The organism is Microbacterium sp. WCS2018Hpa-23, assembly GCF_031843845.1.
Taxonomy (GTDB): Bacteria; Actinomycetota; Actinomycetes; order Actinomycetales; family Microbacteriaceae; genus Microbacterium.
Window position 1 is genome coordinate 210,877 of the sequence record NZ_JAVTIZ010000003.1, and the last position, 13,145, is coordinate 224,021.

Below are 13,145 nucleotides of genomic sequence, written 5' to 3' on the forward strand. Positions count from 1 at the left end.
GGCCCGGGCGGCTGACCGACGCCCGGTTGGCTGACCGAGGAGGCCCGCACGATCAGCCCGCCGGGGAAGGATCAGCCGTCCGGCCGCCCTAGAGCCGGTCGACGCCCGTCACCGTGACGACAGCGGCGCCCTCCTCATCGGACGCGGCGAGGTCGACCGTGGCCGAGATGCCCCAGTCGTGGTCGCCCGCCGGGTCGTCGAGGATCTGACGCACGGTCCATTCGGTGGCACCCTCGGTGAGCAGCAGCAGCTGCGAGCTGCGGGCGTTCGCGCCGGTGAGGATCTCGTCGTGATCGGCGAAGTACCCGTCGAGCGCGTCGGACCACGCATCCGCGCCGAACCACGGATCGAGCTCGGCGAGGGCCGTGACGTCCTCGCGAGCCGCGAGCTGCACCCGGCGGAACAGCTCGTTGCGCACCAGGGTGCGGAAGGCGCGGGTGTTCGACGTCAGGCGCTTGGGGGCCGGCGGGACGATCGGCTCCTCGTCGGGATCCTGCAGGACCCCGTTCATGAGCTCCTCCCACTCGTCGAGCAGGCTCGAGTCGACCTGGCGCACGAGTTCGCCGAGCCATTCGATGAGGTCGCGCAGATCCTCGTCCTTCGCCTCTTCGGGAATCGTCTGCGAGGCCGCCCGATACGCGTCCGAGAGGTAGCGCAGCACCACACCCTCGGAGCGCGCGATCTTGTAGAACGCGACATATTCTCCGAACGACATGGCCCGCTCGTACATGTCGCGGACGACCGACTTCGGATGCAGCTCGAAGTCGCGGATCCACGGCTGGGCCGCACTGAACGTCTCGAACGCGGCGCTCAGCAGCTCGTCGAGCGGCTTCGGATAGGTGATCTCCTCGAGCAGCTCCATGCGCTCGTCGTACTCGATGCCCTCGCGCTTCATGACGGCGACCGCCTCGCCGCGCGCTTGGAACTCCTGCTGGCCGAGGATGGCGCGGGGGTCGTCGAGCGTCGATTCGACGATCGAGATCATGTCGAGGGCGTACGAACCGGTGCCCGTGCCGGCGGCAGGATCGCGGTCGAGCAGGTCGAACGCCGCGAGGGCGAACGGCGACAGCGGCTGGTTCAGGGCGAAGTTCGGCTGCAGATCGACCGTGAGGCGGATCTCCTGGCGTGTCGTCTCGGTCGCTCCGCTTCCTCGCTCCGCGACCGGGACCTGCTCCACGACGCCCGACTCGAGCAGCGTCCGGTAGATGCCGATGGCGCGCAGCGCGAGCTCGCGCTGCCTCTTGCGGGGCTCGTGGTTGTCGTAGACGAGGGCCCGCATATTGCCGAAGACATCGCCGCCGCGGCCGATCACGTTGAGCATCATGGCGCTCGTGATCTGCATGTGCGAGGTGAGCGTCTCGGGCTCGGCATCGATCAGCTTGCGGAACGACGGCTCGCCCCACGACACGAAGCCATCGGGCGCTTTCTTGCGGACGATCTTGCGTTTCTTCTTCGGATCGTCGCCGGCCTTCTTGATCGCGGCGACGTTCTCGCTCTCGTGCTCCGGCGCCTGCGCGACGACCGTGCCCGCAGTGTCGAACCCTGCTCGTCCTGCGCGTCCCGCGATCTGATGGAACTCACGGGCGCTCAGCTGCCGCATCCTCGTGCCGTCGAACTTCGTCAGGGCCGTCAGCAGCACTGTGCGGATCGGCACGTTGATGCCGACGCCGAGGGTGTCGGTGCCGCATATCACGCGCAGCAGGCCGCGCTGGGCGAGCTGTTCGACGAGGCGTCGGTACTTCGGCAGCATCCCGGCATGGTGAACGCCGATGCCCGCCCGCAGGAACCGTGAGAGAGTCTTGCCGAACGCGGTCGTGAAGCGGAATCCGCCGATCAGCGCCGCGATCTCGTCGCGCTGCTCCCGCGTGGCGACCTTGGTGCTCGACAGTGCCTGCGCCCGTTCCATCGCCGCCGCCTGCGAGAAGTGCACGACGTAGATCGGCGATTGGCCGGTGCCGAGCAGGTCGTCGATCGTCTCGTGGATCGGCGTCGTCTCATAGAAGTAGTGCAGCGGCACCGGGCGTTCGACGCCGGTGACGGATGCCGTGTCACGGCCGGTCCTGCGGGTCAGGTCGCTCGACAGCTGCGACACATCGCCGAGGGTCGCCGACATGAGGATGAACTGCGCCTGCGGAAGCTCGAGCAGCGGAACCTGCCACGCCCACCCGCGGTCGGGGTCGGCGTAGAAGTGGAACTCGTCCATCACGACCTGGTGCACCGCGGCATCCGTGCCCTGACGCAGTGCGAGGTTCGCGAGGATCTCTGCCGTGCAGCAGATGATCGGCGCATCGGGGTTGACCGACGAGTCGCCCGTGATCATGCCGACGTTCGAGGCTCCGAAGACGTCGACGAGCGCGAAGAACTTCTCGCTCACCAGGGCCTTGATCGGGGCCGTGTAGTACGAGCGGCGGCCCTCGACGAGCGCGGCGAAGTGCGCGCCGACCGCGACGAGCGACTTGCCGGTGCCGGTGGGCGTCGACAGGATCAGGTTGTTTCCCGAGACGATCTCGATGACCGCTTCGTCCTGCGCGGGGTAGAGGCTGATGCCGGTCGACTCCGCCCATTCGACGAACGCCGTGTAGACGGCATCCGCATCGGATCCGTCGGTCAGTGTGGTCGGGTCGAGGATCGCAGGCATGGTCTGTCGATCATCCCACCTCGTTCTGCTTTCGAATCGCGTGAATGACCCGATATGCGGTGAAGATGCGGTCAGTTGCGCGATTCGAACGAGCGCGAGACTCAGACCGACGTCGCGGCGCGCAGGGCGATGCGGATCATGTCGCCGAAGGTCTGCTCGCGCTCCTGGGCCGTGGTCTGCTCGCCCGTGACGATGTGGTCCGAGACGGTGCAGATGGCGAGGGCCCGACGGCCGTAGTAGGCGGCGAGGGTGTAGAGGCCTGCTGCCTCCATCTCGACGCCGAGTGCGCCGTGCTGCACGAACGGCTCGGTGAGCTCGGGGCGGGTGCTGTAGAACTGGTCGCTCGAGAAGAGCAGACCCACGTGCACGGCCGAGTCCAGCGGTTCCTCTTCGCTCGCCTCGACCGCCGCGCGCAGCAGGCCGAAGTCCGCGACGGGCGCGTAGTCGAGACCGTGGAAACGCACCCGGTTGATGCCCGAGTCGGTGCAGGCGCCATTGGCGATGATGATGTCGCGCACCTGCAGCTTCTCGGTCAGAGCGCCGCACGAGCCGACGCGCACGATCGTCTGCACGTCGTACTCCTCGAACAGTTCGTTCGCGTAGATCGCCATAGACGGCTGGCCCATGCCCGAGCCCTGCACCGAGACGCGGTGGCCCTCCCAGGTGCCGGTGTAGCCCAGCATCCCGCGGGTCTCGGAATACAGCTCGGCATCGTCGAGGAACGTCTCGGCGATCCATTTCGCGCGCAGCGGGTCGCCCGGGAACAGGACGATGGGGGCGATGTGACCGGGCTGTGCGGCGATGTGCGTGCTCATGGATTCAGCGTAACCAGGCGCCTCTGCGTGGCGTGCCCCCGGCACAGCATCCGTCTTGACATCATCGGTACCGAAGCGGTGATCGGCACCGCTCGGGAGGGACGACGATGTCCGACCAGATCTTCTTGTACGGAGCGCTAGGGCTGTACTTCGCCGGCATGCTGCTCATCGGATACTTCGCCTATAAGCGCACCTCCGACCACGAGGACTATATGCTCGGCGGTCGCAACCTGCCGCCGTGGGTCGCAGCGATCAGTGCCGGCGCAGCAGACATGTCGGGGTGGCTCGTGATGGGGCTTCCGGGCGCGATCTACGCCGCCGGGCTCATCGAGGCCTGGATCGCGATCGGTCTGACGATCGGCGCCTACCTCAACTGGCTGCTGGTGGCCCCGCGGCTGCGCGCCTACACCGAGGTGTCGCGCAACTCGATCACGATCCCGAGCTACTTCGAGAACCGGCTCCGAGACTCCAGCCGCTCGCTGCGCATCGTCTCGGGTCTCATCATCCTGGTGTTCTTCACGCTGTACATCTCGTCGGGCATGGTCGCCGCAGGCGTCTTCTTCGAGAGCTCGTTCAACGGCGACTACCTGTTCGGGATGCTGCTGGTCGGCGGCATCACCCTGCTGTACACGCTCTTCGGCGGGTTCCTCGGAGCGTCCCTCACCGACGTCGTGCAGGGGCTGATGATGGTGATCGCGTTGATCGTGGTCCCGGTCGCCGCCGTCATCGCGATCGGTGGTCTCGAGGAGACGTCGACGCTCATCACGGAGAACGCGGGAGAGGGCTTCCTGTCGCTGCTCGGAGGCGGAGCCGTCACCGGTGGCACATTCCTCGCGATCGTCTCGGCGCTGGCCTGGGGCCTCGGATACTTCGGGCAGCCCCACATCATCGTGCGGTTCATGGCGCTGCGCTCACCGCAGGAGGCCAAGAGCGCACGCCGCATCGGCATCTCGTGGATGGTGGTGTCGATGTTCGGTGCGATCATCTCGGGCCTCGTCGGCATCGCGTACATGGCGCAGCAGGGGATCACCCTCGACAACCCCGAGACGGTGGTGCTGCTGATGTCGCAGACGCTGCTGCATCCGTTCGTCGCCGGTCTCGTGCTGGCCGCAGTGCTGGCGGCCATCATGAGCACGGTGTCCAGCCAGCTGGTGGTGTGCTCGTCTGCGCTGGTCGAGGACCTCTACAAGGTGGTGCGCAAGACCCCGCCGTCCGACAAAAGGCTGGTGCTTCTGGGGCGGATGGCGGTGCTCGTCGTCGCGATCATCGCGATCCTCCTCGCGATCACGCCGAACGATTCGATCCTCGGACTGGTGTCGTTCGCGTGGGCGGGGTTCGGCGCCGCATTCGGCCCGATCATCCTGCTCAGCCTGTTCTGGCGCAAGCTCACGAACTGGGGTGCACTCGCGGGCATGTTCGTCGGCGCGGTCACGGTGTTCGTCTGGAAGGCCCTCGACACCGAGCTCTACGAGCTGCTCCCCGCCTTCGTGCTCGCATTCATCGCGGCCGTGGTGGTGAGCCTCGTCACCTACACGCGCAACGACGAGATCGAGCAGGAGTTCAGCGACGCCGCGGCGATGCTGACGACACCGCGAGCGGATGCGGTCGGCAGTACTCGCTGACGGACGCAGGGCTGAGTCGCCGGATGCGGGGCTCAGCCCGTCGCGGCTCAGCCCTCGCGCCGCCGCACGATCTCGCCGATCCACGCGGGCGCGAAGGGTGAGGTGCAGCCCGGCGCGGTCGGGTAGTCGGCGAGCACCTGCAGGCGGTCGCCGATCTCCAGCGCCCTGGCCCGCAGCTCGGGGTGGAAGATGCCGATGTTCGCGAGCGTCTCGTTCATCGACCACTGCAGGCGCTTCGGAGCATCCTGCAGATCGCGCTCGATCAGGTCGAGCAGGTGCGCGAGGTCTAGGCCGTCGGCGTCCTTCGCGACCCGCACGGTCGTGAGCGACCACGCCGCCGCGGCGACCGTCGGGTCGGAGTCGTCGAACCAGCGCAGCCTCAGCTCTTCGGCGAGCGGTGTCTTCTTGGCGACGTAGTTCACGAACCAGTCGTTGACCTTGGGGGCCTGCGTCTGTCGCAGCATCGCATCGAGTTCGTCGGCGGTGAACTCGCGGGGCTTGCAGATGAGAAGGGCGAGCAGACGTGCGCCGGTGTCGCCCGTCGCCCACAGCTCCTTCGCGAGGGGCTGATCGGTCTTGACGCGCTTGGCGACTCCCCGGAGCCGGCTGAGGTTCATGCCGTGGTCGTCGCCGCGCTTCGCGTTCGCGGCGCGCATCTTCGGATCCTCGATCGCGGCCAGCTCGGCCAGCGCTTCGGCGACGGTCATATCGGACATGTCACCAGGGTAGGCCTCCGGGGCGATTGTCAAGGCCCGGGTCTCGTCACACGGCTCACCGTAGCCTCACCCGATCAGCCTCAACGCCGACGAGAGGAAAAGCCTATGAGCAGCGACAGCAATGACATCAGCAGCAACGACATCAGCACCGAGCCGTCGCCCGGCCCCGAGGAGCAGGACAACCTCGGCGCCGAGGCCAACAAGGGCGAGCCGCCCACGGTCGTTCCGTCCGATCCCGCCTCGGACGACCAGGGAGACGTGCTCGCCGACGACCCCGACGAGGACTGACGCCACGCGCTGGCGCTCACAACTCAGCATGAATTCCGCGACGGGCTCGGAACAGGGCCGGAACGGCCCGGCGCGTCAGTCTGTGCTGAGTTGTGAACGCGCGCTCGCGCTCACTCCTCTTCGACGAGCTCCCCGCGGATGCGCCGCAGGTCTTCCATCAGCGATCCGATCAAGATCCAATGCGTCGACGACGGCGGCCGGATCACGAGAGGTGCTGTGAGCGCCGGGATGGCCGAGGTCAGCGTGTCGGGTTCGGGCGACACGTCGGCGATCTGCACGGCGAGGCGCACGTCATGGCCCGCTCGGCGCAGCTGCTCGGCGATCGCCGTGACCGCGGGCTCCTGACCGATCGAGTCGTCGTAGTGATCGAAATAGGCGCGGGTCATGCCGATCGTCTGTGTCACGATCGGCGACAGTCGCTCGAGTAGCGCGCGCATCTCGACGAGCTCCTCACGATGTGTCGAGCGGCGCGGGTTGAGGGTGAGCGACTCCTCACCGGCTTCGATCGATGCCTCTGCGGCATCCTTCATCGGACGCAGCAACCGCGCCTCGAGCATGATCTCCTGCAGCTTCGCCGGCGTCTGCGGCTCGGGCAGGGCGTCGGCGAGGCGGTCGAGGCTCGCGGCGAGCTCCGCGCCGAGCAGTCCGAGGTCGCGCCGGGCGGGCGCGACGAGCACGGGCGGCACGATCAGCGCGTTGACGACGATGCCGATCGCGACCCCGATCAGGGTCTCGACGATGCGGGCGAGGGCGTAGTCGGGCGTCGAGCCGAGGGCGAGCACGAGCATCGCCGAGATCGCGACCTGGTTGCCGGTGCCCGGCGTGGCGCGGAACGCCCACGCGACGAGCATGGCCACGACGATCGCGAGCAGCACGATCCAGCTGGGCGATCCGAGCAGCAGGCCCAGCGAGACGGCGATGATCACGCCAGCGATGACGCCGATGCTGCGCTCCAGCGCCTTCGACAGCGACTGGTTGACGCTGGGCTGCACGACGAGCAGTGCGGCGATCGCGGCGAACACGGGCAGCTGTCCCGGAACGACCCAGCCCGCGAGCAGCCACGCGGCGATCGTCGCCGCGGCGGACTTCACCACCTGCAGCAGAGGCGAGCGCTTCGAGGCGCGGATCGCGGCATGGATGCGCATGTGCACAACGCTACTCGGCAAGCTTCCCTGCCCAGACGCTGATGTCAACCCCGTCGCCAACACTCCGGGACTCGCGCTGAATGGGACGACACGAACGACGAACAGTGAGGAGCATCACATGGTGCAGATCATCGAGACCATCGACGTCCACGTCCCCATCGACGTCGCCTACAACCAGTGGACCCAGTTCGAGAGCTTTCCGCAGTTCCTCGACGAGGTCGAGTCGATCGTCCAGGTCGACGACACACACAACCGCTGGACCGTGAACGTCGGTGGCGCGACGCGCGAGTTCGACGCGGAGATCACCGAGCAGCATCCCGACGAGCGTGTGGCGTGGAAGAGCGTCGGCGGTGACACGGAGCACGCCGGTGTCGTGACGTTCCACAAGATCGAGGACCTCACGACCCGCGTGACCGTGCAGATCGACTGGGAGCCCGAAGGCTTCCTCGAGAAGGTCGGCTCGCTCGTGGGCGCAGGCTCGCATGCGGTCAAGAAGGACCTGAAGAACTTCAAGGAGTTCATGGAGAAGCGCGGCGCCGAGACCGGCTCGTGGCGCGGCGACGTAGACGCCTGACACACCCAGGTGAGAGGCCCGAACGGCGGTAGTCCCCGCTGTCGTTCGGGCCTCGTTCCGTGCGCCGGGGCGGTCGGAGGCGCAAAGATAGGGCATCCTCCCGATGTCGGCGGGGCACCTCAGAGCGGAGTGTAGGGACATCCCAACCGAGGAGATGTCATGTACGAGCACCCCTACCTCGCCCACCAGGTGACCGAATACGAGCAGGACCGGATCCAGCGGGCGGCCGAGCGCCGTCGCTTCATCGCCGAGCATGCCGACCAGATCGTCCCGCGGGCGGCCGGCCCGATCCGACGAGCAGGACAGCGGATGCTGCGCGCCATCACCGGTGCACGCGCCGCCACGGCGGATGCCTCCGCACCCGCCGACCGCCGGGCCGCCGCAGGGTGCGAACCGGTCGCAGCCCGGTGAACTCTGCTCTGCCGACAGCAGACGCGTGGAGCGCCCTGAATGTCGGACGGGGGTGGGACGATGAATCCATGCCCCCGTCCGCTCCCAGCGCCACGATGGTCGGCCGTGAGGCCGAGCTCGCGATCGTGCGCGGGTTCTTCGACCAGGTGGTCGAGGGAGTCCCCGTCGCGGCCCTGGTGGAGGGTGAGGCGGGCATCGGCAAGTCGCGCCTGCTGCGTGAGTTCGGAGCCGAGGTGGCGAACCGCGCCGACGTCCACGTCGGCTGGTGCCTCGACCTCGGGGCATCGCGCACGCCGTTCGGGCCGCTGACCGGCATCCTCCGCTCCATCGTCGCGCTCATGGGCGCCGATCGCGTGCGTGACCAGCTCGGCGTCGGAGTCGAGGCGCTGGGCATGCTGCTGCCCGAGCTCAATCCGACCGACCGCTCGCAGACCAGTCCCGACCGGTTGCGCGATGCGATCGCGTCTCTCATCGAGGCTGCCGCAGAGCTCGCTCCGCAGGTGCTCGTCGTCGAAGACCTGCACTGGGCCGACGAGTCGACCCTCGCGCTCCTCTCGTTCCTGCTGCGCACACTGGCGCGAGGGCGCATCCTGCTCGTCCTCACCTGCCGCACCGACGACGTGCGCCGCGGCGATGCCGTGAGCCGGTTCATCGGCGAGTCCACCCGTGCGCGTCTTCTCGAGCGGGTCACGGTCGAGAGGCTCGAGACGGCATCCGTGCGACGGCTCGCCGAGGAGATCACCGGAGCCCCGCTCAGCGACTCCGCGCTCGAGCGCATCCAGGAGCGTGCAGAGGGTGTGCCGTTCTTCGTCGAGGAGATCGCCGGATGCTCGGCAGGTCCCCTCCCCGGCAGCCTGCGTGACCTGCTGCTCGCCCGATTCGACCGGCTCGGCGATGATGCGAGGCGCGTCGTGCAGGTCGTGTCGGGTGCTGAGCGCCCGCTCACGCATCCGCTGGTCACCCGGCTCGCCGGTCTGCCCGAGGCGCGCCTCGACGAGGGGATCCGCGAGGCGACGCTCAGCGGCATCCTCGTCGTGGTCGACGACGACTACCGATTCCGGCATGCGCTGCTGCGCGAAGCCGTGCACGACGACCTGCTCCCGGGTGAGCGCGCGCGACTGCACAGGGCGTACGCCGAGACCCTCGAAGAGAACTGCACCGGCACCGACAGCGGAGACCCCGCAGCACTCGCCTATCACTGGCAGCTCGCGCAAGACGACCGTCGTGCGCTCGCCGCGGCCGTCACCGCCATGCTCGACGCCAAGTCGCGATTCGCCTTCGCGAGCGCTGCCCGATTCGGCGAGCTCGCCCTCGATCTGTGGATCCAGGTGCCCGACGCCGAGAGCGTCGTCGACATCGAGCGCTTCGAGCTGCTGCGCACCCTCGGGTCGGTGCTGCGCAACGCCGGAGACGGTGAGAGGGCGCTGGCCGTGGTCAACGTCGCGCTCGACGAGGTCGAACCGGCGGCCGTCGAACCGCGCACGCATGCGAGGCTCCTGCGCGACAAGGCGTACTACCTGATGAATCTCGGGCGCGAAGGCTCGATCGCGCTGCTTCAGGAGTCGCTCGAGGTGCTCGACGGCAGGGTCGACGACGATCGGCTCCGCGCATCGATCCTCAACCAGTTGGCGAGCAGATACATGATCGCCGGGCGTCTCGATGAGGCGATCACGCTGGCGATCGAAGCCGGAGAGCGTGCGGTTCGCGCGGGGTCCGATGATGAAGCATCGATCGCCGCGAACGTCCGGGGCGGCGCCCGTGCACACCTGGGCGATCTCGAGGCCGGGCATCGTGAGTACGCCCTCGCCCTGCGGCTGGCGAAGGGCACGAACGCCGAGATGCGATATCGGGTGAACTACTCCGACCTTCTGGGGCTGCTCGGGCGTTACCGAGACGCGGTGCAGGTCGCCGAAGACGGCCTCGCCCCGGCGCGGGCGTTCGGCGTCGAGCGCACGACCGGTGCCCTGATGACGCAGAACATGGCGGTGCCCCTTCTCGAGATGGGTGAGATCGACCGCGTCGAGGGGATGCTGGCGCGCGAGCTCTCGCAGCGGACTCTGCGCATCTCGCACATGTACTCCACGATGACGCGCGTGCGCGTGCTGTCGTGGCGGGGCCGGCACGAGCAGGCGGCCGAGATACTGCGCGAGTGGCATCCGTCGTTCGAAGAGACCGGACGCGTCGAACGGCAGATCTGGTACGACGAGGTCATGATGCGCGTCGCCGTCGCCGAAGGGCGGGGCGATCACGCGCGAGCGCTCGCCGAAGTGAGAGCGATGCTGGCGGACGCCGGCCCTGTCTTCCTCCACCAGCGCCGCCTTCTCCTCGAGGCCTCGTGGCTGATCGCCGAGCTCCGGGCGACGGGCGTCGACGTTGCAGAGGCCATCGGCGAGGTTCGGGGAGCATGGCTCGCACAGCCCGTCCCGCTGCAGGGCGACCGGTGGGGGATGATCCTCGACGCGATGCTCTCGCCGTCGATCCCTGCGATGCGCGCTGCTGTCGACCTCGCGGATGACGATGACGTGCCCGTGACATTCCGGGTGACGGCGAGGCTCGAGCTCGCGCGGCTGCTCGTCGACGCGGGCGATCGCACCGAAGCCGCCGCCGTGCTCGCCCACGCGCTCGGTGAGGCCGGACGGCTCGGGCATGTTCCGCTCATGCAGACCGTCGGGGCTTTCTCCGCCGCGGCGGGCCTCGCCGCAGCATCCGGGTCCGCCGCTGCCGTCGCGGAAGCCGACCACCTCACCGCGCGGGAGAGGCAGGTTCTCGAGCTGATCGTCGAGGGTCTCAGCAACCGACAGATCGGTGAGCGTCTCTTCATCAGTGCGAAGACCGTGAGCGTCCACGTATCGGCCGTCCTGCGAAAGCTCGGCGTGGGCACGCGCACTGAGGCGGCCGTCCTGCAGCAGAAGTCGGAGTTCGGAGCCAGCGGTCAGCCTGCCGTGGTACGTTGAGGACGCGCGTATGTCGGACGTTCCGTCACGGCGCGGGCCGCGCAAGCGGCCGTTTGAAAACAGAAAGTAGAAAACACATGGCCACTGGCACTGTGAAATGGTTCAACGCGGAAAAGGGCTTCGGCTTCATCGCTCCCGATGACGGCACGGACGACCTTTTCGCCCACTACTCGGCAATCGCCGGCTCCGGTTTCAAGGAGCTCCGCGAGAACCAGAAGGTCGAATTCGACGCTGAGCGTGGCCCCAAGGGCATGCAGGCGGCGAACATCCGCGCTCTCTGAGCGCGCGCTGACTTCCTGAAGCCGGCCGGATCCTCACGGATCCGGCCGGCTTTCTGCATGCCCCGGGGGTCTTCGGGCGGATGCTGGACGTCCGGGTTCAGTTCCGCATCCGATTCGCCCGTCCGCGATGCGCTACTGGCCCCGCTCAATCGCGCGATGCGCAACTGGCCCGCTCGACCTGCCATCTTCGAGGTGACGGAGAGGGCTCACCGCTCAGCGGGCGCGGTTCCACTCGGTTCCACGGGCTCAGTGCCGTCGGGTGCCGCATCGAGCAGGAGGTCGCCCAGGATCACGTCGCCGATGCGCCCTCGGGCGACGGGATGCTGCGCGCACCGGTTGATCAGCTCGGCCAGAACGGTGTGATCCGTGCGCTGGAGCCGGGTGTCGAGTACGAGCACCTCCCCCGATGAGAGCGTGAGGGAGAGGTGCTTGCGATCGCCGACCGCATGGTCGATCGTGTCCCAGTCCAGTGTGCGGCTGCGGAAGAGCGGTGCCGCGGTGGTCAGCCCGCGAGTATCGAACAGTAAGTCGACCGAGCGCAGCGCAGCGATCAGGCGCCAGATCGCGTATCCGACGCCGACGAGTGCGAGCGCAGCGCACAGGTTGTACGAAAGGCGTCGACTGAGACCCTCGGCGGCCGCGACCCACACGTAGAGCGCGAGAAGGACGGCGCTGACAGCCAGAAGCGCGGCGGCATAGATGCCGGCGGTCCTTTTCGACCGTGCCGAGATCGCTCCAGGCGACGTGTGCACTTCGACCCCGCCGGGAATCGACGGTTCGTTGATCGCCTGTGCCCACAGCAGAGCCATGATCACGAAGCACCCTCCGAGCAAGGCCTTGATGAGACCCACGTTCTCGAAGCTGACGGCGAGGAGGGCGACGGCGCCGAAACCGTAGAGCGGAAACCGGAAAGCCCTCGTCGAGGCGAAAGGAGGGAGGGGATAGGCCAGTCGCTCGATCGTGGTCTGGCGGAGGATGCTCATGGTCATCTCACTTTCGAGCCGTCGGTGGTCCGCTGGGAAGCGAGCCGTCGGGTGCCGCATCGACGAGGAGATCCCCGAGGATCATGTCGCCGATGCGCTCGCGAGCCGCGGGAAAAGCGCTGCACCGATCGATCAGGGCGCGCAGCACTTGAGGATCGGTCGCCTGGTGTCGGAACGGGAACGACGGCTCGGTGCCGTCGGAGAGCACAAGTACGAGGTGCGATTCGGTGCCGGTCGTCAGCATGATGTCGTCCCACTCGATCAGGCGTGTCCTGCGCACCGGCGAGGAGATGTGAACGCCCTCGGCGTCGAGTCGAAGGTCAGTCGAGGTCACGGCGCCGATCAGACGCCATGCGGCGTAGCAGAAACAGCCGATGGCGATGAGGAGGAATCCGGCGGAGCGATTGCCCGGAATCCCTCCAGGGAAGTCGAGGGCGAGAAAGTACGCGATGCAGGTCGCCGCGGCGACGAGCATAAGGGCGAGGCACCAGACTATGACGCGTCGCCGGGAGCGAGCGATGATCGTGCCGGTCGATGTGAGTACATCCACGTCGCCGGGGCGGTGCGAGGGGCGCGTGATGCCGACGACCAGCGCCGCTATCGCGATCAACCCGATCACGAGTGGTGCGCCGAAGGGGTTGTCGCCGGTCGCGATGATCAGAGCGGCGCCGGCAAGAAGGAGGACAAGGAAAGACAGCTTCACCACGTCTATCGTCCG

General features: G+C 67.8%; 12 protein-coding genes. 6 read left to right on the forward strand and 6 right to left on the reverse strand.

The window, feature by feature from the left end; all coding sequences use genetic code 11:
* Window positions 1-88 precede the first annotated feature (88 nt).
* Window positions 89-2,638 (reverse strand): DUF3516 domain-containing protein, encoded by a 2,550-nt coding sequence (locus tag RQG77_RS06525; RefSeq protein ID WP_311244012.1) that lies wholly within the window; start codon window positions 2,636-2,638, stop codon window positions 89-91.
* Window positions 2,639-2,739: 101 nt separating this feature from the next.
* Complete coding sequence (gene deoD / locus RQG77_RS06530; RefSeq protein WP_311244013.1) at window positions 2,740-3,453, reverse strand: purine-nucleoside phosphorylase; 714 nt, start codon at window positions 3,451-3,453, stop codon at window positions 2,740-2,742.
* 107 nt (window positions 3,454-3,560) lie between these two features.
* Here deoD and putP point away from each other — a divergent pair, with 107 nt between their 5' ends.
* Window positions 3,561-5,075, forward strand: a complete 1,515-nt coding sequence (gene putP / locus RQG77_RS06535; RefSeq protein WP_311244014.1) for a sodium/proline symporter PutP — start codon at window positions 3,561-3,563, stop codon at window positions 5,073-5,075.
* Window positions 5,076-5,122: 47 nt separating this feature from the next.
* On the opposite strand, the gene RQG77_RS06540 is transcribed toward putP, so the two are convergent.
* Entirely contained in the window at window positions 5,123-5,791 is a 669-nt protein-coding gene (locus tag RQG77_RS06540) for a DNA alkylation repair protein (RefSeq protein WP_311244015.1), read from the reverse strand.
* A 105-nt stretch (window positions 5,792-5,896) separates the two neighbouring features.
* On the opposite strand from RQG77_RS06540, the gene RQG77_RS06545 reads away from it, so the two are divergent.
* The gene (locus RQG77_RS06545) at window positions 5,897-6,079 is read left to right on the forward strand and encodes a hypothetical protein (protein WP_311244016.1); all 183 of its coding nucleotides are present in this window, start codon (window positions 5,897-5,899) and stop codon (window positions 6,077-6,079) included.
* A 110-nt stretch (window positions 6,080-6,189) separates the two neighbouring features.
* Here the strand turns inward: RQG77_RS06545 and RQG77_RS06550 are convergent, their stop codons facing one another.
* Window positions 6,190-7,224: an FUSC family protein gene (locus RQG77_RS06550; RefSeq protein WP_311244017.1), complete on the reverse strand. Its 1,035-nt coding sequence runs from the start codon at window positions 7,222-7,224 to the stop codon at window positions 6,190-6,192.
* A 118-nt stretch (window positions 7,225-7,342) separates the two neighbouring features.
* On the opposite strand from RQG77_RS06550, the gene RQG77_RS06555 reads away from it, so the two are divergent.
* The 4 genes from RQG77_RS06555 to RQG77_RS06570 all read left to right on the forward strand — a co-directional run bounded on the left by RQG77_RS06555 (window position 7,343) and on the right by RQG77_RS06570 (window position 11,444).
* On the forward strand, window positions 7,343-7,798 hold the full coding sequence (locus RQG77_RS06555) for an SRPBCC family protein (protein ID WP_311244018.1): 456 nt from the start codon (window positions 7,343-7,345) through the stop codon (window positions 7,796-7,798).
* Between the two features lie 159 nt (window positions 7,799-7,957).
* On the forward strand, window positions 7,958-8,209 hold the full coding sequence (locus tag RQG77_RS06560) for a hypothetical protein (RefSeq protein ID WP_311244019.1): 252 nt from the start codon (window positions 7,958-7,960) through the stop codon (window positions 8,207-8,209).
* A 68-nt stretch (window positions 8,210-8,277) separates the two neighbouring features.
* Complete coding sequence (locus RQG77_RS06565) at window positions 8,278-11,163, forward strand: AAA family ATPase (protein WP_311244020.1); 2,886 nt, start codon at window positions 8,278-8,280, stop codon at window positions 11,161-11,163.
* Window positions 11,164-11,240: 77 nt separating this feature from the next.
* A complete protein-coding gene (locus RQG77_RS06570; RefSeq protein ID WP_056310329.1) occupies window positions 11,241-11,444 on the forward strand; it encodes a cold-shock protein in 204 nt (67 codons plus the stop codon).
* Between the two features lie 206 nt (window positions 11,445-11,650).
* Here the strand turns inward: RQG77_RS06570 and RQG77_RS06575 are convergent, their stop codons facing one another.
* Window positions 11,651-12,427, reverse strand: coding sequence for a hypothetical protein (locus RQG77_RS06575; RefSeq protein WP_311244021.1), 777 nt, complete (start codon window positions 12,425-12,427; stop codon window positions 11,651-11,653).
* A gap of 7 nt (window positions 12,428-12,434) precedes the next feature.
* Complete coding sequence (locus RQG77_RS06580; protein WP_311244022.1) at window positions 12,435-13,133, reverse strand: hypothetical protein; 699 nt, start codon at window positions 13,131-13,133, stop codon at window positions 12,435-12,437.
* Between the last annotated feature and the right edge of the window lie 12 nt (window positions 13,134-13,145).